The organism is Lutibacter sp., from assembly GCF_030692605.1.
GTDB lineage: Bacteria > Bacteroidota > Bacteroidia > Flavobacteriales > Flavobacteriaceae > Lutibacter.
Genome location: NZ_JAUYUD010000077.1, coordinates 18,963 through 42,824, shown reverse-complemented (window position 1 = coordinate 42,824; position 23,862 = coordinate 18,963). Strand labels below are relative to the sequence as shown.

23 protein-coding genes are annotated in these 23,862 nt (G+C 31.5%); 10 read left to right on the top strand and 13 right to left on the bottom strand.

What is annotated here, in order from left to right:
- The first annotated feature begins 364 nt into the window (after window positions 1-364).
- From Q8S45_RS07110 to Q8S45_RS07085, 6 genes are all read left to right on the top strand, one after another.
- Window positions 365-1,324 carry an L-threonylcarbamoyladenylate synthase gene (locus Q8S45_RS07110; protein ID WP_305602884.1) on the top strand — a complete coding sequence of 320 codons (960 nt, stop codon included), beginning with the start codon at window positions 365-367 and terminating at the stop codon, window positions 1,322-1,324.
- Window positions 1,325-1,395: 71 nt separating this feature from the next.
- Window positions 1,396-2,598 carry a tRNA 2-thiouridine(34) synthase MnmA gene (mnmA, locus tag Q8S45_RS07105; RefSeq protein WP_305602893.1) on the top strand — a complete coding sequence of 401 codons (1,203 nt, stop codon included), beginning with the start codon at window positions 1,396-1,398 and terminating at the stop codon, window positions 2,596-2,598.
- Between the two features lie 533 nt (window positions 2,599-3,131).
- Window positions 3,132-6,779: an HYR domain-containing protein gene (locus Q8S45_RS07100; RefSeq protein WP_305602883.1), complete on the top strand. Its 3,648-nt coding sequence runs from the start codon at window positions 3,132-3,134 to the stop codon at window positions 6,777-6,779.
- A 150-nt stretch (window positions 6,780-6,929) separates the two neighbouring features.
- A complete protein-coding gene (locus Q8S45_RS07095; RefSeq protein WP_305602880.1) occupies window positions 6,930-8,552 on the top strand; it encodes a S8 family serine peptidase in 1,623 nt (540 codons plus the stop codon).
- Entirely contained in the window at window positions 8,552-9,484 is a 933-nt protein-coding gene (locus tag Q8S45_RS07090; protein ID WP_305602877.1) for a nitronate monooxygenase family protein, read from the top strand. The genes Q8S45_RS07095 and Q8S45_RS07090 overlap by 1 nt, the downstream gene beginning before the upstream one ends.
- 10 nt (window positions 9,485-9,494) lie before the next feature.
- A complete protein-coding gene (locus Q8S45_RS07085) occupies window positions 9,495-9,848 on the top strand; it encodes a hypothetical protein (protein WP_305602874.1) in 354 nt (117 codons plus the stop codon).
- A gap of 4 nt (window positions 9,849-9,852) precedes the next feature.
- Here Q8S45_RS07085 and Q8S45_RS07080 read toward each other — a convergent pair whose 3' ends face one another.
- From Q8S45_RS07080 to mtaB, 5 genes are all read right to left on the bottom strand, one after another.
- Entirely contained in the window at window positions 9,853-10,239 is a 387-nt protein-coding gene (locus Q8S45_RS07080) for a TSUP family transporter (protein WP_371132994.1), read from the bottom strand.
- Window positions 10,236-11,150: a lytic transglycosylase domain-containing protein gene (locus tag Q8S45_RS07075; protein ID WP_305602871.1), complete on the bottom strand. Its 915-nt coding sequence runs from the start codon at window positions 11,148-11,150 to the stop codon at window positions 10,236-10,238. Before Q8S45_RS07075 ends, Q8S45_RS07080 begins: the two co-directional genes overlap by 4 nt.
- Window positions 11,151-11,212: 62 nt before the next feature.
- Window positions 11,213-11,875 (bottom strand): alpha/beta hydrolase, encoded by a 663-nt coding sequence (locus tag Q8S45_RS07070; protein ID WP_305602868.1) that lies wholly within the window; start codon window positions 11,873-11,875, stop codon window positions 11,213-11,215.
- Window positions 11,875-12,525 carry a MarC family protein gene (locus tag Q8S45_RS07065; protein ID WP_305602865.1) on the bottom strand — a complete coding sequence of 217 codons (651 nt, stop codon included), beginning with the start codon at window positions 12,523-12,525 and terminating at the stop codon, window positions 11,875-11,877. Before Q8S45_RS07065 ends, Q8S45_RS07070 begins: the two co-directional genes overlap by 1 nt.
- Window positions 12,526-12,565: 40 nt before the next feature.
- On the bottom strand, window positions 12,566-13,903 hold the full coding sequence (mtaB, locus tag Q8S45_RS07060; RefSeq protein ID WP_305602862.1) for a tRNA (N(6)-L-threonylcarbamoyladenosine(37)-C(2))-methylthiotransferase MtaB: 1,338 nt from the start codon (window positions 13,901-13,903) through the stop codon (window positions 12,566-12,568).
- 53 nt (window positions 13,904-13,956) lie between these two features.
- Here mtaB and Q8S45_RS07055 point away from each other — a divergent pair, with 53 nt between their 5' ends.
- Window positions 13,957-14,463: a GNAT family N-acetyltransferase gene (locus tag Q8S45_RS07055; protein ID WP_305602859.1), complete on the top strand. Its 507-nt coding sequence runs from the start codon at window positions 13,957-13,959 to the stop codon at window positions 14,461-14,463.
- Complete coding sequence (locus tag Q8S45_RS07050; RefSeq protein WP_305602856.1) at window positions 14,460-14,786, top strand: antibiotic biosynthesis monooxygenase; 327 nt, start codon at window positions 14,460-14,462, stop codon at window positions 14,784-14,786. The genes Q8S45_RS07055 and Q8S45_RS07050 overlap by 4 nt, the downstream gene beginning before the upstream one ends.
- A 41-nt stretch (window positions 14,787-14,827) precedes the next feature.
- Here the strand turns inward: Q8S45_RS07050 and Q8S45_RS07045 are convergent, their stop codons facing one another.
- From Q8S45_RS07045 to Q8S45_RS07015, 7 genes are all read right to left on the bottom strand, one after another.
- Window positions 14,828-15,850, bottom strand: a complete 1,023-nt coding sequence (locus Q8S45_RS07045) for an endonuclease/exonuclease/phosphatase family protein (protein WP_305602853.1) — start codon at window positions 15,848-15,850, stop codon at window positions 14,828-14,830.
- A gap of 6 nt (window positions 15,851-15,856) precedes the next feature.
- Window positions 15,857-16,687, bottom strand: coding sequence for a rhomboid family intramembrane serine protease (locus tag Q8S45_RS07040; protein ID WP_305602850.1), 831 nt, complete (start codon window positions 16,685-16,687; stop codon window positions 15,857-15,859).
- Window positions 16,688-17,425, bottom strand: coding sequence for a rhomboid family intramembrane serine protease (locus Q8S45_RS07035; protein ID WP_305602847.1), 738 nt, complete (start codon window positions 17,423-17,425; stop codon window positions 16,688-16,690).
- Between the two features lie 14 nt (window positions 17,426-17,439).
- A complete protein-coding gene (mutL, locus tag Q8S45_RS07030; protein WP_305602844.1) occupies window positions 17,440-19,251 on the bottom strand; it encodes a DNA mismatch repair endonuclease MutL in 1,812 nt (603 codons plus the stop codon).
- The gene (locus Q8S45_RS07025) at window positions 19,251-19,544 is read right to left on the bottom strand and encodes a hypothetical protein (protein WP_305602842.1); all 294 of its coding nucleotides are present in this window, start codon (window positions 19,542-19,544) and stop codon (window positions 19,251-19,253) included. The genes mutL and Q8S45_RS07025 overlap by 1 nt, the downstream gene beginning before the upstream one ends.
- A gap of 75 nt (window positions 19,545-19,619) precedes the next feature.
- Entirely contained in the window at window positions 19,620-20,099 is a 480-nt protein-coding gene (ribH, locus tag Q8S45_RS07020) for a 6,7-dimethyl-8-ribityllumazine synthase (RefSeq protein WP_305602840.1), read from the bottom strand.
- Window positions 20,100-20,108: 9 nt separating this feature from the next.
- Window positions 20,109-20,870 carry a tol-pal system YbgF family protein gene (locus Q8S45_RS07015; protein WP_305602838.1) on the bottom strand — a complete coding sequence of 254 codons (762 nt, stop codon included), beginning with the start codon at window positions 20,868-20,870 and terminating at the stop codon, window positions 20,109-20,111.
- A gap of 111 nt (window positions 20,871-20,981) precedes the next feature.
- On the opposite strand from Q8S45_RS07015, the gene Q8S45_RS07010 reads away from it, so the two are divergent.
- Window positions 20,982-22,061: a DNA replication/repair protein RecF gene (locus tag Q8S45_RS07010; protein WP_305602835.1), complete on the top strand. Its 1,080-nt coding sequence runs from the start codon at window positions 20,982-20,984 to the stop codon at window positions 22,059-22,061.
- Window positions 22,061-22,357 (top strand): DUF721 domain-containing protein, encoded by a 297-nt coding sequence (locus Q8S45_RS07005; protein WP_305602833.1) that lies wholly within the window; start codon window positions 22,061-22,063, stop codon window positions 22,355-22,357. The genes Q8S45_RS07010 and Q8S45_RS07005 overlap by 1 nt, the downstream gene beginning before the upstream one ends.
- Window positions 22,358-22,414: 57 nt before the next feature.
- On the opposite strand, the gene glmM is transcribed toward Q8S45_RS07005, so the two are convergent.
- Window positions 22,415-23,797, bottom strand: a complete 1,383-nt coding sequence (glmM, locus tag Q8S45_RS07000; RefSeq protein ID WP_305602830.1) for a phosphoglucosamine mutase — start codon at window positions 23,795-23,797, stop codon at window positions 22,415-22,417.
- Between the last annotated feature and the right edge of the window lie 65 nt (window positions 23,798-23,862).

Sequence of the window (23,862 nt, the reverse complement as noted above, 5' to 3'; positions counted from 1 at the left end):
TTTTTACGCCTTTCTTTATTAAGGCAATTGCCTTTTTTCGATACGAACTTCTAATCGTATCATCAACTGTCCTAAAATCTTCTTTTTCCATAGGACAAATATACAACTTTTTTATGAATATATTACCGCTAGGTTAATAGAATAAAAAAAATGATGGTAAATTGAAAAATTTTATTTCAAAATTTGCTTTTAATATGTTCGCCTACAGCATTGGAAAACTTTTAGTGAAAATTTTAAAAACGCTCTAATCAAAATAATTATTTTAGAATACTCGTGTAGTATCAAAATTTATTTTTAAACGAATAGGAATTAGTATCTTTGCACATTCAAAAAAATAATTTTTTGGTATTTTAGTTGTATTAAAATGACGTTGATTACATCAGACATAGAAGTTGTTAAACAAGAACTTATAAATGGCGGAATAGTTCCAATTCCAACCGAAACAGTGTATGGTTTGGCTGGTAATATTTATAGTGATGCAGCACTTTCCAAAATATTTGAATTAAAAAATAGGCCTTTTTTTAATCCTTTAATTGTTCATATTAAATCGATTCATGAGTTGCAAAAAATAGCAAGTGAAATTCCTGAAAAAGCACTTAAACTAGCTTCAGCATTTTGGCCAGGACCACTTACATTAATTTTGAAAAAGCAACCAGAAATTTCAGACATTGTTACTGCAGGCAAAGATACTGTAGCCGTTAGAGTTCCTAATCATAAAGTAGCTTTAGCGTTATTAGAAAATTTAGATTTTCCGGTAGCGGCACCAAGTGCAAATCCGTTTGGTTCCATTAGTCCAACAAGTGCTACTCATGTATTTGAATATTTTAAGGGTAAAATACCTTATATTTTAGAAGGTGGCAATTGTAAAAAAGGAGTGGAATCTACCATTATAGGTTTTGTAAATAATGAACCAATATTGTACCGCCACGGTTCCATTTCAATTGAAGAAATTGAAAAGATTGTTGGAAAAGTAACATTGCTTACCCTAAAGGAAGATGCACCAGATGCTCCTGGAATGTTGGCAAAACATTACGCACCAAATACACCTATATTTTTAACAAGCAACCTAAAAGAATTAATAAAGTTGCATCAAGGGAAAAAAATAGGATTGTTATTATTTAAAGCAAAAATGGAAGATAATAACATAGCTGTTCAAGAAATTTTAGCGCCTAATGGTAACTTGGAGGTAGCAACTTCAAATTTATATGCTGCGTTGCACAAATTAGATAAATGTAACTTAGATGTTATAATAGCTGAAATTTTTCCTGCTGTTGGTTTGGGAAATACTATTAATGATCGATTAGAACGAGCAACTAAAAAGTAAAATATTTGTAGTTAGTATAACATAAATAATTATAATTCAGTTTTCTTTAATGTGAAAAATGAATAATAGCAATAAAAAATAAAAAAATGAAACGAGTAATTGTAGGCCTTTCGGGTGGTGTAGATAGTAGTGTGGCAGCCTATTTGTTAAAAGAACAAGGGTATGAAGTTATTGGCTTGTTTATGAAAAATTGGCACGACGATTCTGTCACCATTTCAAACGAATGTCCTTGGTTGGAAGATAGTAATGATGCGATGATTGTTGCCGATAAACTAGGAATTCCTTTTCAAGTAGTAGATTTAAGTGAGCAGTATAAAGAACGGATTGTAGATTATATGTTTAACGAATATGAAAAAGGGCGAACACCTAATCCAGATATACTTTGTAATAGAGAAATAAAATTTGATGTTTTTTTAAAAATAGCCCTAGATTTAGGTGCAGATTATGTGGCCACTGGGCATTATTGTAAAAAAGGAGAGGAAGAAATCAACGGAAAATCTGTTTTTAAATTAGTAGCAGGTGCAGACATTAATAAAGATCAATCTTATTTTTTATGTCAGTTATCTCAAGAACAATTGGCAAAAGCCTTATTTCCTATTGGTGAATTAACAAAACCAGAGGTTCGTAAAATTGCTGCAGAACAAGATTTAATTACAGCCGAAAAGAAAGATTCGCAAGGCTTATGTTTTATAGGTAAAGTTAGGTTGCCTGAATTTTTACAACAAAAATTACATCCAAAAGAAGGTGTAATTGTTAAAATACCTAGTGATTCTAAAGTATTTAACAGAGTTATTCCAACATTTAATTCAGTAGAAGAAAAATTGGAATTTTTTGCTGCTAAATACAAGTATAGCTTAACAGACGGTAAAGTTGTAGGAACCCATCAAGGAGCTCATTATTTTACAAAAGGACAGCGCAAAGGCTTAGCCGTTGGCGGAATGAAAGAACCCTTATTTGTAATAGAAACAGATGTTATTGAAAACATAATTTACGCAGGTGAAGGAAAAAATCATAAAGGGTTGTACCGCAATGTATTGTTTGTAAGCAATGAAGAAATCCATTGGATACGACCAGACTTAGCTCTAAAAGATGGAGAAACTATGGAAGTTAAAAGTCGTATTAGATACCGTCAAAAATTAGAAAAAGCTACCCTATATAAAGTTGAAAGTGGACTATACGTTCAGTTTAAAAACAATCAGTCTGCCATAACTGAAGGTCAATTTGTGGCTTGGTATGTAAACAACGAATTGTTGGGCTCTGGTGTAATTTCGTAGGTTAGTATTTTTTTTGCACAGTTTTAATGCTCTTGTTTTTTTAAGTTAAAATCAATTCTGATACTTTTCCGAAATTTTTTGGTAACTTTCTGATAAACAATCTATTATTTTATATGTAAAAAGGACCTTTCATAATATCCGTTAGCAAATTTTTTATATCGATTTATTGCTAAAATCGTGTAATTTGCAAATTTATGATGCTTTTAGATTCTGATTATGTGGTTGTTATGCTTTTTTCATATAATTTTATACTTGAAAATTGTAGTTCCCGTAATACTTCATTAGAGCACTGCAACTTTCACTATTAAATTGGTTATTATTTGTTTGATACTATCAATATTTTAATTGTATTTACCCCATAACCCCACAAAAAAATCATACCGTTTAAGGGTGGTTTTAAGTATGTATTTTTTAAGATTTTTAAATAATTAGTTACTATTAATTACCGATTGGTAATTTCAGTTGTTGCTAGTTTTTGTTATAAGTATTTATCAATTTAAGTTGCATCTATGAAATCTAAAATTACTTCTCTCATGAATTTTTTAAACAATTTTACACGAAATTTCGCTAGCCAACGCATTTCGAATCCGTTGGGTATGTGGTTAACAGTTATGTTAACAGTATTAATGAGTTTTAACACTTGGGCGCAGACAGTCTCAACTGATAAAGATGACTATGCTCCTGGTGAAACAGTGTTAATTACTGGTTCAGGGTTTTTACCGGGTGAAAAGGTATCTTTACTCATCATTCATATTGATCCTAATTTTATATTTCACCTCCATGATGATATGCCAGATGCGCTGGTAGATGAGGATGGTAATTTTACTTCCTCCTGGTTTGTCTTGGATGAAGAGTTAAATACAACACTTTACCTAACTGCGGTTGGACAAACTTCCGGCTTTGAAGCTTTTACAGTTTTTACGGATGCAGATAAGCATGATATTTATTTTCAAACTTCTGGATTATCCAACAATACTTCCATTGAAGTTTCATGGTCTGGGACATCAGACAATGCCGTTGCATTTAGCGGTACAACAATATTTAATTCACCTGGTCCAACAGGAGCATCACAGAAAGTGACAACACAAGCTAATACATCATTTACATTCAATTTTCCAATAATTTCGGGATATACTTTAACTTCTTCAAAGACAAGTCCTTTCACTACTGGGGTAAAAAATGGTTCTACTGTAATTTTAGCTACATATACGGGCTGTACAGCGCCTGCAATTACAACTACTTATTCTAATATTTCTGTTAACAATACTGCTGATCAATGTGGTGCAGTAGTTACTTATGCTGCTGCTGCAGTAACGGGATCACCAACACCAACCGTTACATATTCTAAAGCTTCTGGTACTTTATTCCCAGTTGGTACAACTACAGTTACTGTAACTGCAACCAATAGTTGTGGTAGTGTTAGTAAGACTTTTGATGTGATAGTAGCAGATACAGAGAATCCAACAATCAGTGCACCTTCAACAGTAGTTGTAAGCACAGATGCTGGTATTTGTACTGCAAGTTCAGTAGCGTTAGGTACAGCAACATTTGCTGACAACTGTTCTGGTTCTTCAGTGAGCAACAATGCACCTGCAATATTCCCTAAAGGAAATACAACTGTAATTTGGACTGTGACTGATGCTTCTGGAAATACAGCAACAGCAAACCAAACAGTAACTGTAAATGATACGGAAGCTCCTGTGGTTTCAGCACCAAATGGTTCATCCACCATCCAATGCTATTACAGGGTTGTTACCATGCCAACACCACCAACAGCAACCGATAATTGCAGTGGGACTATAAATGGTGTATTAATTGACGGAGGCATTGTAGATACGCCATCGCCCTTAACCTGCGAAGGTAATAGGGTTTACACCTTTAAATATACCGATGCTGCTGGAAATACCTCTTACTGGACTTACACCTATAACGTGGTAGTTCAAGATTTTACTCTGCCATCAAATGGAACAGCTACAGTTGAATGTGCTTCGGCTGCTTTGGCTGCCAGCGTCACGCTGCCAGTTGCAAAATCGTCTGATTGTTCAGAATCTCCAGCAATTGTGGCAACTGGACCAGTTACTAATAAAGCAGGAACAGATACTTTCAACGGTTATGCGGGAACCATTAGTTACACTTGGACTTATACAGATTGCTCAGGTCGCTTTATCCACGATTGGACTTATACTTATACTGTAAATGATGTAACACCACCAACCGCAATCTGCAAAAACATCTCTATAAATCTTAGTTCAGCTGGAGCCGCTTCAATAGTAGCTGCAGACATCAACAACGGAAGCAGTGATGGTTGCGGAGCAGCAGTTACACTTTCTGCGAGCAAAACCAGTTTTGATTGTACAAATCTGGGAGCAAATACTGTGGTATTAACAGTTACAGATGCCAGCGGAAATTCTTCAACTTGTGATGCAACAGTTACGGTAAATGATGTAACACCACCAACCGCAATTTGCAAAAATATCTCTATAAATCTTAGTTCAGCTGGAGCCGCTTCAATAGTAGCTGCAGACATTAACAACGGAAGCAGTGATGGTTGCGGAGCAGCAGTTACACTTTCTGCGAGCAAAACCAGTTTTGATTGTACAAATCTTGGAGCAAACACTGTGGTATTAACGGTTACAGACGCCAGTGGAAATTTTTCAACGTGTAATGCAACAGTAACGGTAGAAGGATATGCTGTAATAGATACGCAACCCGTAAGTGTCAATATTGTTTACGGTTGTGATGCACCAAACTTAACTGTTGCAGCTTCTTTGGTTGGTTCAGGAACAATAACTTACCAATGGTACAAAAATACTACTAACAGCAACAGTGGAGGAACTTCGATTCCGGATGCAACAAGTACTAGTTATCAAACACCTCATAATTATAGTATTGGAAATTATTATTACTATGTAGTGGTAACTGCAAATTCATGTAGTGTTGCTAGCACAGTGGCAACCGTTACTATAACTCCTCAAATTGCTTCGGCTGTTGGGAACATATATTATACAGGTCCAACAATGGCTTGGACAACAAGTGCAACCAGCAATACAGCAACTGTGACTTTATCGGCAACAATTAAAAATGGTGAACCATGTGGTGATATTAGAACTGCTCGAGTTACATTTACTGTTAATGGTCAACGTATTTCAAGCGCTACAAATTTACCAGTTGGTTTTATTGATCCGAATAATCCGGCAATGGGTGGTACTGCTTCAGCAATTGTTCAATTGAATATTGCTAACACTGCCACAAGCGATTTATTTGAAATTGGTGTAATTATTTCAGGTAATTATATAAATGGAACTTTTCCATCTGGTGTAGTTACGATTATTAAACCAAAACCAGGCGGAGTAATTGCTGGTGGCACTCCATTGTGTAATGACAAATCTACTGGTTATGTGAAAGGATTTGGAATGTCGTACTTGAATTTCTTTGTTGAATATGCAATGAAAGGAAAAAGTATAACAAATCCGAAAGGCAAAGTAAGTTTAACTGTTGCCAGTTATAACAAACCTGACGGTACAGTTGACAATAAGTTGCATTTTTATTTGATAAAAAGCAATGCAATTGCCAGTTTGAATATCACTTCACCAACAGCCACTTTCTCTGGAAAAGCTAATATTGCAGAAATTGTAGGAGGAAACTTAATTCCAATTGAAGGTAACTGTCAAATGGTTCTTGATTTAAGAGATAATGATTTATCAGGAAATTCCAACAGCATTGATTTAGCTGGAATTACGATTCAACGCAATGGCGGTGGTATCTGGTATTCAAATAACTGGGAATCTACAAAAACTGTTGCAAGAACAATTTGTGATGGAGATATTAGTGTAGCTGGAGCTCCAGCTGTTACAACTTCAGCAAAAACAGCAGAACCTGAAATTACTACAGCTCCTGAAATCAAAGCGGTTGCAGAAGAATTAGTTGCAGAAGCGCAAATATTCAATGTGATGGCTTATCCTAATCCATCAGCAGATTACTTTACACTTAAACTTCAAGGGAAAACCAATGAAGAAGCAATTGAAGTAAATGTATTTGATGTACTTGGTAGGCAAGTATATTCAGCTAAAGGGCGTTCAAATGAGACCTATCAGTTTGGAGCACGTTTCCAAGCAGGAATGTACGTAGTAAATGTTGTTCAAGGAACGGAGAAAGTATCATTAAGAGTTATTAAACATTAACTAATTTTAATAGTAAGAACCGGCCAATTGGCCGGTTTTTTTATGTACAATTAAATAGTGTTAAAAGTTGTTTATGGTTTTTTTAATTAAAAAGATACTTTTGAATTAAAAGTAGTAATTTCGAATTATAACTATTATAAAACCGATACATTGAAAAAGAAGCTTGTTTCTTTAATTCTATTTCTTATTGTTTTTAATGTAATTGCTCAAACTGAAGATGCTTGGGTATATTTTAAAGACAAGCCGAGCCAATCTTCCTATTTGGCAAATCCTATAACAATGCTTTCGCAAAGTGCCATTAATAGAAGAATACGTTTCAATATCGCATTAGATTTTAAAGATGTTCCTGTTCAATTAAGTTATATCAATCAAGTTAAAAATATAGCAGGAATTACTGTTTTAGCAAAATCGAAATGGTTAAATGCGTTGCATATTCAAGGGAATCAAACGGCAATAAATGGTTTAAAATCAATTGCTTTTGTTGAAAAAGTTGATTTTGCAAATAAAACATTAAATGCTGCTGGAAAGCAAGGGGTTGTTCCAAAAAATATAAATCGTTCGGATAAGTTAAAAGTGGAAACCAATTTTAATTATGGAAATGGAGCCAATCAAATTCAAATGTTGAAAGGGGAGGTTTTGCATCAAAATAATTTTACAGGAAAAGGAATTAAAATTGCTATTATAGATGCGGGGTTTCCAAATGTGAATCAGTTTCCTGCTTTTGAACGACTTAGAACAAATAATCAGATATTAGGTGGTTATAATTTTGTGAATAGAAGTTCAAATTTTTATTCGGGAAGTTCCCACGGTACTTCGGTACTTTCAACTATTGGTGGCTTTATTGATAATCAGTTTGTAGGTACTGCACCAGACGCTCAATTTTATTTATTTATTTCAGAAGATTCATCTAAAGAAACGCCTTTGGAAGAAAGTTTGTGGGTAGAAGCTGCCGAAAGAGCTGATAGTTTAGGGGTTACTATTATAAACACGTCGTTAGGGTATACCACATTCGATAATTCAAATTATAATTATACCTATGCAGATATGGATGGGAAAACTACCTTTATTTCTAGAGGTGCAGAAATTGCATTTTCTAGAGGAATTATTGTGGTTAATTCAGCAGGTAATGAAGGAAATAGTGCTTGGCATTACATAAGTGCGCCTGCTGATGCTACAAACGTGTTAAGTATTGGAGCCGTAAATGCCACTCGCCAAATTGCGAATTTTAGTTCCTATGGACCTACAGTAGATGGTAGAATTAAACCCGATGTGTGCGCACAAGGAGCTGGAGTATATATTATTAATAGTAATGGGCTTGTGGCTACCTCTAATGGAACTTCTTTTTCGTCCCCGGTATTAACTGGTGTAATAGCTTGTTTATGGCAAGCTTTCCCAACCAAAACCAATGTAGAAATCACAAAATTAGTGAGGGAATCGGCTCATTTATATAATACACCAACTAACCAAGAAGGGTATGGAATCCCAAATTTTGAAATAATTTATAATTTATTATATGTAGCCGAACCTGAAGTTGAAAATACGGATTTAGTGGTATATCCAATTCCTTCAAGCGATGATATAAATATTAAATTTCCATTAAAAGTTACCAAAATAAATGTGACGGTTTATTCTGTTATTGGTGAAAAATTATTAAATAAAATGGTCGATATTAACAACCCTATGATTAATATTAATCATTTATCAGACGGTATATATGTGTTGCAGTTGTTGTATGAATCAAAAATTGAAACATTTAAAATTATTAAAAACTAATGAAAACAAGAGTAACGGAACTATTTAAAATTAAATACCCAATTATTCAGGCAGGAATGGTTTGGAATAGTGGATGGAGGTTGGCTTCGGCAGTAAGTAATGCAGGTGGCTTAGGTTTAATTGGGGCAGGTTCTATGTACCCAGAAATACTAAGAGAACATATTGTAAAATGCAAAAAAGCTACCGATAAACCTTTTGGAGTAAATGTTCCTATGTTGTATCCAAACTTAGAAGAAATTTTCAAAATAATTGTGGACGAAGGAGTTAAAATTGTTTTTACTTCGGCTGGAAATCCTAAAACATGGACTTCTTTCTTAAAGGAAAATGGCATAATAGTTGTGCATGTGGTGAGTAGTGTTAAATTTGCTATTAAATCGCAAGAGGCTGGCGTTGATGCAGTTGTAGCGGAAGGTTTTGAAGCTGGTGGGCATAATGGAAGAGAAGAAACTACAACTTTTACGTTGATACCAATGGTTAAAGAAAAAATAGAAATTCCGTTGATTGCTGCTGGAGGAATTGCAACAGGAAGAGGCATGTTAGCAGCAATGATTTTGGGAGCAGATGGCGTTCAAATTGGAAGTCGGTTTGTTGCAAGTGAAGAATCTTCTGCTCATATAAATTTTAAAAATGAAGTTGTAAAAACACAAGATGGAGATACTCATTTAACCTTAAAAGAATTAGCACCTGTTCGTTTATTGAAAAATAAGTTTTATAATGATTTACAAGAATTGTATCTTGAACATCCAACAAAGGAACAGTTGATGGAAAAATTGGGAAGAGCAAGATCAAAAAAAGGAATGTTTGAGGGTGATTTAGAGGAAGGGGAACTGGAAATTGGTCAGGTAGCTGGATTGATTCATACAATTAGACCTGCAGCCGAAATTATGACCGAAATTATAGACGAATACGAGTTGGTTAGATCCACCATTTAAGTTTTAAAATATGAAAAGTTTTATTTGTAGTATCCTATTAATAACTTGGTTTTCAGCATTTTTAGAATGTGATTCTTCAGATGATGAGGCAACAATTCCTTCCTGCATAAAAACCAAAATAGAGCAATTAAAAAATGCTGAAGTCCAAAATCCTCCTGCTCAAGTTTGGGAATGGAAAGTAGATGGAGCTAGTTATTACTATATTACAGCCGATTGTTGCGACCAATACAATGTATTATATGATCGTAATTGTACAATAGTTTGTGCTCCGGATGGTGGTTTTTCAGGAATGGGCGACGGAAAATGTCCTACCTTTAGTGAAAGTATTCAAAAAACCTTGATTTGGGAAGATACTAGGAAGTAGCGTTTTATTTAGTAGAAAAAATTAATTTTAGAGCCACCAACAACATCATTACACCAAAAACCTTTTTTAAGATTCGTTGATCAATTTGCAATGCAATTTTAGAACCAACAAAACCACCAATCATAAATAATAAAGCAACTGTTAAAGCAATTCTCCAATCAATATTACCGCCAGAACCAGCGGTATGATAATTATAAACAGCCAAAAAAGTTACAGGAGGCAACATAACAGCTAAGCTTAATCCTTGTGCGTTATGTTGGGAAATTCCTAAAAAAAGAATAAACAAAGGCACCATAATTATTCCACCTCCAACGCCAACTAAACCACTTATAAGGCCCGCTAATACACCAATTAAGGCTAAAATAAGAAAAGTTGATACTGTCATTTTCATTTGGTATTGTTTGGAATTTTTATTTGATATTCTTTTTTCGATGTATTATTTAATTTATTTTCACGTAGCCAGGGATTATGCTCTTTTATAATTTTATAGTTAATCCCTAAATCTTTTGAGAATTTCGCAAGGTTGGTAATGGTTGAATCTACCTTAATTGTTTTAGTTGGTGGTAAATTATATAAATCGTCTTGATCATAAATATAACCATATTTTTCAGGATTTGACACTATTTCTTTAATTGCAACAATTCTTAAGATGTATCTTTTGGTCTCTTCAGTTAATAACAAATCGTAATAATTAGAAACTAGTTGCTCTTCCTGTTTTTTTGAAATTCCACTCATACCGGCGTTATAAGATGCAGCTGCTAAGGTCCAATTTCCAAATTTTTTATACGCTTTGTTTAAATAATTACAGGCTACCTCAGTAGATTTTTCAACATGATAGCGTTCATCTACATTATCGTTTACCTCTAATCCATTCTCCTGAGCGGTAGCTTTCATAATTTGCCAAAAACCTCTAGCACCTGCTGGAGAAGTCACATTTTGTAATCCGCTTTCTATCAATGCTATATATTTAACATCATCGGGAATTCCATTTTTTTTCAAAATGGGTTCTATAATTGGAAAATATTTATTTGCTCGTTTAATTAACAGAATGGTATTTGATTGCCAGTAGGTATTTACAAGTAGCTCTCTATCAATTCTTTCTTTTACATCTTCATCTTCAGTTGGTACCCGTTCTCCTGCAAAATTTAAATTTGTTGGAATTTTAAGCGCTTTTATTTGATATGTTTCACTTGTATTTTTTTCATTAGTAAGCGTAACATCATCTTTTTTTGATGAAAAAATGAATAATGAACTTATAAAAAGTAATGAAATAATGCCTATAATTTTTGTTGAAGTTTTCATAAACGGACTAATTTAGGGTAAATTACAAATAAAAAATTAGGTGAAGATACCGAATTCTTTTTTTAACAATTTATTAAATTGGTAATTATTGCACTAATTTCCTTGGCTTTGGTTAAAATCATAATATGAGTTCCTTTAGAAATCAGGATTGGATTTTTTACATAGTTACTTGGAAATATATGATCTCGTGTACCTTGAATATGGGCAATATTTTGAATGGCTCTTGTTGGATTCCAATTTAGAGCTTGATGTATGGCCCAGTTTATATAAATTTCATTTTTAATTGCAAAATAACGCTGATAAAGTGTTACTCTTTTCTTTAGTATTGGAATAAATATAAATGGAATTAACTTTTCTAAATGCGTCACCAATTTTGTTGGAAAAAGCCAATATAATTTTGTTTTTTTAAAGAAAAGTAATCGCTTTGGAAGTTCTGACGGGTGTTTAATGCTAGAAATTATAATTATTTTTTCAGGATTTAAAAAGACACTCATCTCCTGGACCATAATTCCCCCTAAAGAAACTCCAATTAAAACTGCATTTTTATGAGTTACCAATAACGCCATTCTTTGAGCATAACTTTCTAGAGTTTCATTTTTTGATGTAGGAATTAACCATTCTAAAAAATGAAGTTCATACAAACTTGAAGGTAAATTTAAATAATCAAAAATTTTTGAATTTGCTGCCATACCTGGCACAAAATAAATATGTTTTTTAAAAGTCATTAGCTTTTTAAAATTTCAATTACAATCGGTTTTAAACCGCTAAAGAAAAATTCTACAGCAATTACCATTACTATTAACCCCATCAATCTCATCATAACTTTATTACCAGTAGAACCTAATTTTTCAGTTATTTTACTGGCACCTATCAATATTAAATAGGTTAATAGTAAAATAAATGCTATGACAGCAATTAATACTATTTTTTGAGAGATTTTGGCAGCATCTTCCATTAAAATAATTGCGTTAGTTATAGCTCCAGGTCCACAAATCATAGGAATTGCCAAGGGTGTAATTGAAATGTCTTCAACATAGGCATCAATTTTTTCTTCATCATCACTATGTTTAAAAGATCCTAACCGTGCTTGCAGCATATCCCAACCCATAGTAAAGAAAATAACGCCTCCAACTATTCTAAAACTATTGACAGAAATTCCAAAAAAGTTAAATAAAATTTGACCTGAAAAAGCAAAGGCAATTATGGTAAAAAATGCGACAATAGTTGCTTTTTTAGCTGTTTGCTTACGACGCTGTTTACTTAAAGAAGCGGTCATGGTCATAAATATAGGCATGGTACCTAACGGATTAATAATCGTAAAAAACGATGTAAAAATAAGTAGGGCAAACGTATATAAATCGGTTTCTGGAATCATTTCAGTAAGAATATTTTATTTAATTATTTGATAATTAATGTTAAGAAATAAAGGCTGGAACATTTATCCAATCAAAACGAACAAAACCATCTTCATCAATTTTAGTTAATTTTATGCGATGTAAAGTATTCACTAATTCAGGATTCCAAGGTGTTTTTACTTTCACGTAATTTTCGGTAAATCCATATATAAAACCTTCTTTATTTTCGCTTTCAAAAAGAACAATTAATTCATTTTTAAGTTGACTTTCATAAAATGCTCTTCTTTTTTTAGCTGAAAGTCCACGTAGCATTTTACTTCTTTTGTTCCTGATTTTTAATGGTACAACTCCTTCCATTTCAACTGCTTCGGTATTAGGTCTTTCAGAATATGTGAAAACATGTAAATAAGAAATGTCTAAATCATTTAAATAATTATATGTTTCTAAAAATAGCGCATCCGTCTCTCCAGGAAAACCTACAATTACATCGACACCGATACATGAATTTGGCATTTCTTTTTTAATTGATGCAACTCTATCATCATAAACTTCACGAACATATCTTCGTTTCATTAGTTTTAGTAATCCATTGGAGCCACTTTGCAATGGGATATGAAAATGAGGAACAAAACTTTTAGATTTTGCAACATATTGTATGGTTTCATTGGTTAACAAATTGGGCTCAATAGAAGAAATTCGAATTCGGTCTATACCATCAACCACATCTAAAGCTTTAACTAAATCTAAAAATGTATGTTCGTGCTTTTTATTACCAAATTCACCTTTTCCATAATCACCAATATTTACACCGGTTAGCACAATTTCTTTAATTCCTTTTTCAGAAATTTCTTGAGCATTTTTTAGTACATTTTCCAATGCATCACTTCGTGAAATTCCTCGAGCCAACGGAATTGTACAATAGGTGCATTTATAATCGCATCCATCTTGAACCTTTAAAAATGCTCTGGTTCTGTCTCCAATAGAATAAGAACCAACATAAAAATCAGCTTCTTCAATTTCACATGAATGTACTTCTCCCATTTCATTTTTTGAAAGGTCGTTTAAATAATCTGTAACTTTAAATTTTTCGGTTGCTCCTAAAACTAAATCAACACCATCTACAGCAGCTAATTCATCAGGTTTTAACTGGGCATAGCACCCTATGGCAATTAAAAAAGCATTTTCGTTCTGTTTTAAGGCCGACTTTACAATCGATTTAAAACGTTTGTCTGCATTATCAGTTACTGAACACGTATTTATAACATAAATATCTGCTTTTTTGGTAAATTCAACGCGCTCAAAACCATCTGCTTGAAAATTTCTAGCAATGGTAGATGTTTCTGAAAAATTTAATTTACAGCCAAGTGTATAAAATGCTACTTTTTTTTGTGCGGTCATTCTCGTACATTTATCGGGTGCAAATTTACAATAATATTATAATACTATAGGAGGTGCAACTAATTTTTGAAACTGAACGTTTAATAGTTAGAAAATTAAAACTTTCTGACCTTAAAGGCTTGCATGAAATGCAAAGTAATAGTAACGTGATGCGATATACTACTGGAAATATAAAAACATTGAAAGAAAATGAAATGGAGTTATTGAAACTTATTAAATTTTATAATCTACCAATGAATAATTTCTGGGTTTATGCTATTCAATTAAAACCGAGTACAGATTTTATAGGAACAGTTGCTATAATAAAAGAAGAAAACAACGATGCTGAAATTGGTTTTCGTTTATTGGAAAAATATTGGAATAAAAAATTTGGGACAGAAATAGTTAATGGGTTGATAAATTACTGCAAGTTAAACGATTATAAGACATTGATAGCCAATTCTGTATTTAAAAATTTAGCCTCTATAAAAATTTTTGAAAATGCTAAATTTAAATGTGTTGAAAATTTTATAAGTGAGGATTTGAAATTACCCGAACAAAAATTTATTTTAGAATTATGATAGCAAAAACACCCAAACCGCCATATTACGCTGTAATATTTACTTCAATTAGAACAAATAATACCAATAACTACCTTGAAACTGCTAAAAGAATGGAAGAATTAGCCAAATTACAAGAAGGTTATTTAGGTATTGAGTCGGCTAGAGAAGAACTTGGAATTACAGTTTCTTATTGGGATAGTTTAGGGGCTATTTTAAATTGGAAAAATAATATTGAACATACAATTGCAAGAGAAAAAGGCACCGAAATATGGTATGAATCGTATCATGTAAGAATTTGTAAAGTGGTGCGCGAGTATGGTTTTAAAAAAGAAAGCGATTAAAACTTACGAATCAAAAGTAAAGTGAATATTGAATTTATTTTTTAATCTTGATCATTCAAGTTTAAACGTGCCATAATAGGGTAGTGGTCAGAATATTTAACATCATACGTTTCGAAATTATTAATTTCGATACTTTTATCTGTTAAAATAAAATCAATTCTAAACGGAAAACCATAATCGTATGTTTTCCCAAAGCCTTTTCCAGCCACTTCAAATGCATCATTTTTATCAGATTTTATTTTACTATAAACCCAAGAAAATGCAGTATTATTAAAATCACCACAGATGATGGACTTAAAAGTCAAATTTTCCTGATGTTTAATTATTAAATTAGCTTGGTTGGTTTGTTTCTTAAACGAATTTTCTAATCTAATTTTAAGCCTTCCTGAATTTTCTTGATCAAATTTTTCTTTAGCAGGATTTATTCGAAGTGATTCTAAATGAACGTTGTAAACACGAAGCGTATCATTATTTCTAATGATATCAATAAATTGAGCATTATTGTTACTATTAGTGAAATTTAAAGAGCCAGAATTAATTATTTTATATTTTGAAAAAATGGCATGGCCAAAATTGCTATTTTTCTTACTTGGAGTTATTAAACTGTATGGGAATGAAAATCCAAGTTTTGTCTCTGGGTTAAAATCTTGAAGACATAAAATATCTGGATTTGTTTTTTTTATAAAATCAAATATTTTTAGGTCTACATTTTCTTCTTCAATCCACTTATAAACGTTAAACATTCTAACGTTATAACTCATTACTTTTAAATCAGAATTTTGTAAAACTTTTTTTTCTTGAAACTTATAAAATTTGGAAACATACGAAAAACCAATAATTAGGATAAGGGTTGAAATTAAAAATTGTCGTTTTAGTTTTAATAACCAATATGTTATAAATAAGAGGTTTATCAAAATTAAAAAAGGAATAAATAAACTTATTACTGAAATAAACGGAACGCTATTTGGAGAAATAAAATAGCTCAAAAATGAGAATAGCAATATTGAGGCAATAATCGAATTTAAAATAAACACAAATTTATCAAATGCCGATAACTTTTTCATTGGCTATTATTTTCCTGATCGAAATAAAAAATCTTTTTCTTCTTGCGACAAACTTTCGTAACCAGATTTACTGATTTTATCTAGGATGTCGTTTATTTTACGCTGTTTGGTTTTAGAAACTTCTTCTTTATCACTTTTTTTATGACTTCTATGAACAGTTTTTAAAGGACTTTTTTTACTTTTTGAAGTAAAATTTAAAAAATAGTCAACAAAATATTCAAACCATTTTCCAATATCATTTCCCTTTTCTAATTGTTTAACATAAATAAAACCAAATAATGCACCTGCAGTATGAGCGATTGCACCTCCGTTGTTTTGATTTGTTAATTGAATAAGACTTAATCCCACCCAAATAGCTGCTAAAACCCATAATTGAACACTTCCTATAAGTCGTAATTGAATTGCATAACGTGGTAACTTTGTTGCTATTCCAACAAAAATAGCGGTTACTGCGGCAGATGCACCACCCAAAGGGATTCCTATTTTATCGGTTAAATAATACACTAATAAAAATGCAATTCCACCAAATAAAGTGCCTAAAAAGTAAAAATTGATAAATGTTTTTTCACTGTAAAAATCTAAAAAAAGGTTTCCAATATAATATAATACAATAAGGTTACTTAAAACATGAATTAACCTGTCGTGAATAAATACGTAGCTAATTATAGTCCAAGGTTTCGAAATAACTTCTGAAAGTTGTGATGGTAACGCAAACCAATCTACCATAAAACTTGTAAAAAGTGCTGTGCATAAATAAAAGAATATAGTGACATATATAATTTTTTCAGCAACAGATGCTTTTGCATAAGCTAGTTTTATTTCTGATAGTAAATTCATTTAATTCCAGCGTTTAAATTGATTTTGTTTCCAATACCAAGCAATAATAAATCCGATTAATGCGCCTCCAATATGAGCAAAATGTGCCACATTACCAATAGAATAATTTGTTACTCCAAAAAATAAATCACCTAAAATAATAACAGGGATAAAATACTTTGCAGCTATTGGAATTGGTAAAAAAATCAATGCCAATTTAGCGTTGGGAAATGCCATACCAAAGGCAACTAAAATTCCGTAAACTGCACCAGAAGCTCCAACTGCTGGAGTGTGATATGTGGCATAAAATTCGGTTAATTTTTCGCCTGAAATAGATTGAAGAATTTGGGTATTATAACTGCCTGTATCGAGAATGTTTTGAATTTCTGTAGGTGAGATTCCCAATGCAATTAATTGGTCATAAACCCCATTGAATTGATAATAGTTTACCAACGTATAAACGGCTCCAGCTCCTAATCCTGCTGAAAAGTAGAAGAAAATAAACTTATTTCGTCCCCACATTTGCTCCAATGGCGTACCAAATGCCCATAAAGCATACATATTGAACAATATATGCATAAAGGAATCTTGACTATGCATAAACATATGTGTCAGAAATTGCCAAAAGCCAAACTGAGGATTTTCAGGAAAATGAAGTGCAAATAAACTTTGTAAATCAAAATCCAATAATTGTGGAGCGATAAATAACAGAACATTAATAATGATTAAATGTTTAATGACTTCTGTAATTCTACTCATAGTTTTTATATTTATTAATTAAATTTTTTATCCAATTCGTCTATTCCAATGGTTATAAATGTTGTTTTACCATAAGGTGATAAATCGGGTTGTTTGCACAAAAATAGTTTATTTACAATTTCTTCTTGCTCTTTTACATCTAATTTTGTACCTGTTTTTATTGCTAAACTTTTTGCAAGACTTTTAGACATTACATCTAACTGGCTGAAACTTGCGTTTGGAATTTCATTATTAATATCTTCTAGCAATTGTTCTATAATAGTGGTAACCTGACTTTCAACAATAGTAACTGGAATTCCTTTTACTACAATTGAATCGCCTGAAATTTTATCAAACAAAAATCCAATACTTTCCAAATCTTCTTTTATTTCTAAAATTAATTGAATATCGGTTTTTTTAAATTCAATTTCCAAAGGAAATAATAATTGTTGACTTGCAGCTTCTTGAACGGTTATATTTTCTAAAAATTCTTCATATAAAATACGTTGATGGGCTAAGTTTTGATTTATATAAACAATGCCAGATTTAATGCTACTTATAATATATTTTTTATGAATTTGATGCGTTTTTGTTTCAGGTACTGAACTTTGAAATAACCCACTTTCAACAGAATTAAAAGGTGTTTCTGTATATGAATCATCAATGTTATTATACAAACTTTCCCATTCCATTTTTTGTTCTCTTTTATAGGGAAATTGAATGGCTTTTTGTTCAAATTCTTTAAATGGATTAAAATTTGAATCGACCGAAATGCTTGGATTTAGAGATTTTTTATCTTTAAACGTATATGGAGTGTCCATTGAAGAATCTCGATTAAAATCCAAAACTGGAGCAATGTTATACTGCCCTAAACTATGTTTTACAGTCGCTTTTAAAATTGCATATAATGTTTTTTCATCATCAAATTTTATTTCAGTTTTGGTTGGATGAATGTTTATATCTATACTTTTTGTTGGGACTGTTAAATATAAAAAATAAGTTGGATGCAATCCGCTTCCTAATAAACCTTCAAACGCATTTATAACGGCATGATGTAAATAGCCATTTTTAATAAAACGATCATTTACAAAGAAAAACTGTTCGTCGTTTTTCCGTTTTGCAAATTCAGGTTTAGCCACAAAACCTTCAATGATTACAATATCTGTCTTCTCACTAATTGGGACTAATTTTTCATTTGTTTTTTTACCAAAAATTGCAACAATTCTCTTTCGAAGGTTACTGTTTTTTATATTAAAAATTTCATTTTCGTTGTGATGAAATGAAAATGAAATAGATGGATGCGCAAGTGCAACACGCTGAAATTCATTGATTATATGGCGCGTTTCAATTGTATTCGATTTTAAAAAGTTTCGTCTGGCAGGAATATTATAGAATAAATTTTTAACAGCAATTGAAGTGCCTACTGAAGTTGCTATATTTTGCTGAAATTTTAGGGCACTTCCTTCAATTTTTATATGTGTTCCAATTTCACTAGATTCTTGTTTCGATTTTAACTCAACATGTGCAATAGCAGCAATAGAAGCTAAAGCTTCCCCTCTGAATCCTTTGGTGTGTAAATCAAATAAATCTTCAGCTTTTCTAATTTTTGAGGTGGCGTGTCTTTCAAAACACAATCGAGCATCCGTTGCACTCATTCCAATACCATTATCAACAACTTGAATAAGTGTTTTGCCTGCATCTACCACAATTAATTTAATAACGGTAGCTCCAGCATCAATGGCGTTTTCCAACAGTTCTTTAACAACAGAAGCAGGTCTTTGTACAACCTCTCCTGCCGCAATTTGGTTAGCAACGTGATCGGGTAGCAGTTGAATAATGTCTGGCATTAAAATAAGGTATGTAATTCAAGAATGTAGGCGGCAATACCAACTAAAATAGCAATTATAAGTGCTAATCTAAGATTTGTGGATTTATCTGTTGCATTTCTTTTATTTTTAACCCAATCTGATTTTAAATTATTTTTATAAAATTTTAGCTTAGAAATATCCGATTTATCACCCTCTTTTTCCTTATTATATTTTTCTTCTAGTTGTTGCAAACGCTCTTTGCGTTCGTTGTAATAACGAGGTTTGTAGTCGAAAACATAATGAGCTCTAGCTTTAAATAAATTACCAAACATAATAATGAAATATCAGTATTCTTCAAAAGTACTGAATTATAAGATTGTGGTCAAGTTTTGTGAATAATTAGGCTGTTAAAATGCTCTTAAAGCTGCCATTTTAATTGCAGCAATAGCACATTCAATGCCTTTATTACCATGTTTTCCTCCCGATCTATCTAGTGATTGTTGTTTAGTATGATCTGTTAATACACAAAAAATTACAGGAATATTGTATTTAATATTCAAATCTTTTATGCCTTGGGTAACACCATCACAAACAAAATCGAAATGCTTTGTTTCTCCTTGAATAACATTACCAATAGCAATAATTGCATCTAATTTTAGGGTTTCAATCATTTTTTTACAACCATAAATTAACTCAAAGCTTCCAGGAACATCCCAACGTATAATATTTTCTTGAAGAACGCCATTCCCTAATAAAGTATTTTTAGCGCCAATAAATAAATTTTCTGTAATCTCAGGATTCCATTCAGAAACAACAATCCCAAACCGAAAAATTTTCGAGTTTGGGATTATTGTTTTATCGTAATCAGATAAATTAGTTGTTGCCATTACAACTCTTTATTTTGAAGCATGTGCTGCTTTATTTATATAAATATCTATATTTTTAGCTTCGTCTGAATTAGGATATTCGTCTTTTATTCTAGTAAAAATATCCAATGCTTTGTCAAATTTTTCAAGTTCCATTGCAGTGTTCCCTGCTTTAAATAAATATAATGGACTTGTAAAATTATTATCTCTTAAATTTCCTGCTTTCAAATAGTAATTCAAAGCATCTTCTGGTTGATTAATATCGGCAAAAGCATCACCAATAGAACCTTTAGCAATTGGAGCTAATAATTCATCATCTGACGAAAAGTCTTCTAAATATTCAATAGCTTCTTTATATTTTTTAGTTCTTAAGAAGGAAATACCAGCATAATAGTTTGCTAAATTTCCAGCAGCTGTACCACTATATTTGTCGACAATATCTATAAACCCATATTTACCATCAGCACCATTTAAACCAATTGTAAAAAGTGAATCTGCAGCCATTTCGTCATTTATTGCTTTTTCAAAATATTGTTTTGGAAAAGCCAATTCATTAGCCGCTTCTTTTTCTTGGGGTCCTTTTACATATTTTTGATATGCTAGATACCCTAAAATAAAAGCAACAACAGCTCCTACAAAAATATATATTATTTTTTGATTTTTAATAACCCATTGCTCAGAGCGTGATGCAGTACTATCTAATTTTTTAAATACTTCTGCAGTTGTTGAATTATCTTCAACATTATTTTGAGCTTTATTTCCTTTAACTCCAGTCTTTTTATATGTTGCCATTTCTTTAAAATTTGTAGCCGCAAAAATAGGATTTTTAAATGGAAAGTAAAAATGCAAATGAGTCTAATTTTTCAATTAAATTGAATAATTTTATAGCTTCAAAAAAAATGAATGTATTTACAGAAAATTACTTTAGTAAATTTTAAAAATTTCAAGTCGCAATTATTTGAATTTCAGTCTAAAATAAACTGTTTTGTCGGTAATAATGGTGTTGGTAAAACTAATGTGTTGGATGCTATTTATTACCTTTCGAATGCCAAAAGTTATTTTAATCCGGTTGCAACTCAAAATATAAATCATACGGAAGAATTTTTTATGATTGAAGGAACATACCAAATTCAAGATAAAACAGAAACGGTAGTATGTAGTTTAAAAAGAGGGAATAAAAAAGTAATTAAGAAAAACGGGAAGGCTTATGAAAAATTTTCTGAGCATATTGGATATCTACCTTTAGTTATTATTTCTCCTGCCGATAGAGACTTGATTATTGATGGAAGTGATATTAGGAGAAAATTTATGGATAGCGTGATTTCACAATCAAATAAATCTTATTTGCAAGCGCTCATTAATTATAATAAAGTACTGACGCAAAGAAATGCCTTATTGAAATATTTTGCCCTTAACAGAATCTTTGACCACCTTAATTTGAAAGTATATAATGAACAGTTGAATTCTTATAGTGTTATAATATTTGAGGAAAGAAAAGCATTTTTAAATGATTTTGTTCCTATTTTTAAGCATAAATACGCGTTAATTACAAATTGTGAAGAATCAGTAGATTTAATATATAAATCTCATTTAAATGAAGGGGATTTTTTAGATTTATTAGATGAAAACCTAGAGAGGGATCGATTGCTTCAATTTTCGACTATTGGAGTTCATAAGGATGAATTGATTTTTGAAATTGATGGCTATCCAATTAAAAAATTCGGTTCCCAAGGGCAACAAAAATCGTACTTAGTGGCATTAAAATTGGCTCAATTCGAATTTATAAAAAAACAATCAAATGTTAAACCAATTTTATTATTAGATGACATTTTTGATAAATTAGATGATTTAAGAGTAACTCAACTTATTAATTTAGTTAATAATGATGAATTTGGACAATTATTTATTAGTGATACACATAAAGAACGTACGGAAGAAGCGGTAGCAAAAACAAACCAATCGTATAAAATATTTGAATTATAATGGCAAAACGACAAAATGAATCTAATTCGATAGAGGATTTAATGAAGTTATTTATTAAAGAAAATAAATTAACCAAAGGAATGCGTCAAATTGCGGTGAAAGAAGCTTGGAATATGCTTATGGGTCAAGGTGTGGCATCCTATACCACTTCAGTTGAGTTACAAAATAAAACATTAATTGTTCAATTAAAATCGGCTGTTTTAAGAGAAGAATTAAGTTATGGAAAAGAAAAAATTATTACAATGATGAATAATGAATTGGGCGAAAACATTATCACTAAAATAGTATTGGCATAATTTAAAGCTTACCAACCAAAATTAACTATTTAATTTATTGAATCATAGATTCATTCATTAAATGAGTTTTTTTATTTCACTTATAAAACGAATTGCCAAATCATCAGCACTTTTTTGTGTGGTGCTTTCCGTATAAATTCTAATAATAGGTTCGGTATTTGATTTTCTTAAATGAATCCATTCAGTTTCAAAATTTATTTTCACACCATCAATCGTAATAACATCTTCATTTTTATAAGTTGAAGCAATGGTTTCTAAAATGTTATCAACATTAATTTTAGGTGTTAATTCAATTTTGTTTTTACTCATATAATAGCTTGGATAGCTATTTCTTAATGTTTTACAAGAAATTTTTAAATTTGCTAAATGCGATAAAAATAAAGCCACACCCACCAATGAATCTCTTCCGTAATGCGATTCCGGATAAATAATTCCACCATTTCCTTCACCACCAATAATTGCATTCGTATTTTTCATAAGTTCAACAACATTAACTTCACCAACAGCACTTGCTTCATAACTACCTCCATGTTTTTTGGTAATATCTCGTAAAGCTCGAGATGATGATAAATTAGAGACAGTATTTCCTTTAGTTTTTCCTAAAACATAATCTGCACAGGCAACCAAGGTGTATTCTTCACCAAACATAGAACCGTCCTCACATACAAGAGCCAATCTATCAACATCAGGGTCAACTACAATTCCAAAATCTGCTTTTTCTTTAACTACTAATTCGGAAATATCGCCTAAATGTTCTTTTAAGGGTTCAGGATTATGTGGAAATTCTCCGTTTGGTTCACAATATAATTCTACACATTCAACTCCTAATTTTTTAAGCAATGCAGGTATTGCAATTCCTCCAGTTGAGTTAACAGCGTCTACTATAACTTTAAAGTTCGCATTTTTAATAGCTTCAATGTCAACTAATTTTAACTTTAATACTTCTTCAATATGCCTGTCAATATAATTTTTCTTTCTTCTATAACTTCCTAAAAAATCGACTTCAACAAAATTATAGGCATCCATTTCAGCAATCATTAATATATTTTCACCTTCTTTAGCATTTAAAAATTCGCCTTTATTATTCAATAATTTTAAAGCATTCCATTCCTTTGGATTATGGCTTGCAGTAATTATAATACCACCATCGGCATTATCTAATGTTACTGCAATTTCTACGGTAGGTGTTGTAGATAATCCTATATCAACAACATGAATGCCCATACCTACTAAGGAATTAGCCACTAGACTACTAATCATTTTACCAGATTTTCTAGCATCTCTTCCTAAAATTATAGTTGGATTTTCTTTATTAGTAATATTTTTAAGCCACATTCCATAAGCAGCTGCAAATTTAACAGCGTCAATTGGGGTTAAATTATTATTTACTTGCCCTCCAATGGTTCCTCTTATGCCTGAAATTGATTTTATTAATGCCATGTTTTCTTTTTATTATGAAACAAAGATACTTGATAGGAGGTAAAAAAAAAAGCTGTAACTTAATA

Bases quoted from the DNA above. Each gene is read 5' to 3' on its own strand.
- Q8S45_RS07110 (WP_305602884.1), top strand. From the start codon at position 365: ATGACGTTGATTACATCAGACATAGAAGTTGTTAAACAAGAACTTATA.
- Q8S45_RS07100 (WP_305602883.1), top strand. From the start codon at position 3,132: ATGAATTTTTTAAACAATTTTACACGAAATTTCGCTAGCCAACGCATT.
- Q8S45_RS07090 (WP_305602877.1), top strand. From the start codon at position 8,552: ATGAAAACAAGAGTAACGGAACTATTTAAAATTAAATACCCAATTATT.
- Q8S45_RS07085 (WP_305602874.1), top strand. From the start codon at position 9,495: ATGAAAAGTTTTATTTGTAGTATCCTATTAATAACTTGGTTTTCAGCA.
- Q8S45_RS07080 (WP_371132994.1), bottom strand. From the start codon at position 10,239: ATGAAAATGACAGTATCAACTTTTCTTATTTTAGCCTTAATTGGTGTA.
- Q8S45_RS07075 (WP_305602871.1), bottom strand. From the start codon at position 11,150: ATGAAAACTTCAACAAAAATTATAGGCATTATTTCATTACTTTTTATA.
- Q8S45_RS07070 (WP_305602868.1), bottom strand. From the start codon at position 11,875: ATGACTTTTAAAAAACATATTTATTTTGTGCCAGGTATGGCAGCAAAT.
- Q8S45_RS07065 (WP_305602865.1), bottom strand. From the start codon at position 12,525: ATGATTCCAGAAACCGATTTATATACGTTTGCCCTACTTATTTTTACA.
- mtaB (WP_305602862.1), bottom strand. From the start codon at position 13,903: ATGACCGCACAAAAAAAAGTAGCATTTTATACACTTGGCTGTAAATTA.
- Q8S45_RS07050 (WP_305602856.1), top strand. From the start codon at position 14,460: ATGATAGCAAAAACACCCAAACCGCCATATTACGCTGTAATATTTACT.
- Q8S45_RS07045 (WP_305602853.1), bottom strand. From the start codon at position 15,850: ATGAAAAAGTTATCGGCATTTGATAAATTTGTGTTTATTTTAAATTCG.
- Q8S45_RS07040 (WP_305602850.1), bottom strand. From the start codon at position 16,687: ATGAATTTACTATCAGAAATAAAACTAGCTTATGCAAAAGCATCTGTT.
- Q8S45_RS07035 (WP_305602847.1), bottom strand. From the start codon at position 17,425: ATGAGTAGAATTACAGAAGTCATTAAACATTTAATCATTATTAATGTT.
- mutL (WP_305602844.1), bottom strand. From the start codon at position 19,251: ATGCCAGACATTATTCAACTGCTACCCGATCACGTTGCTAACCAAATT.
- Q8S45_RS07025 (WP_305602842.1), bottom strand. From the start codon at position 19,544: ATGTTTGGTAATTTATTTAAAGCTAGAGCTCATTATGTTTTCGACTAC.
- ribH (WP_305602840.1), bottom strand. From the start codon at position 20,099: ATGGCAACAACTAATTTATCTGATTACGATAAAACAATAATCCCAAAC.
- Q8S45_RS07015 (WP_305602838.1), bottom strand. From the start codon at position 20,870: ATGGCAACATATAAAAAGACTGGAGTTAAAGGAAATAAAGCTCAAAAT.
- Q8S45_RS07010 (WP_305602835.1), top strand. From the start codon at position 20,982: ATGTATTTACAGAAAATTACTTTAGTAAATTTTAAAAATTTCAAGTCG.
- Q8S45_RS07005 (WP_305602833.1), top strand. From the start codon at position 22,061: ATGGCAAAACGACAAAATGAATCTAATTCGATAGAGGATTTAATGAAG.
- glmM (WP_305602830.1), bottom strand. From the start codon at position 23,797: ATGGCATTAATAAAATCAATTTCAGGCATAAGAGGAACCATTGGAGGG.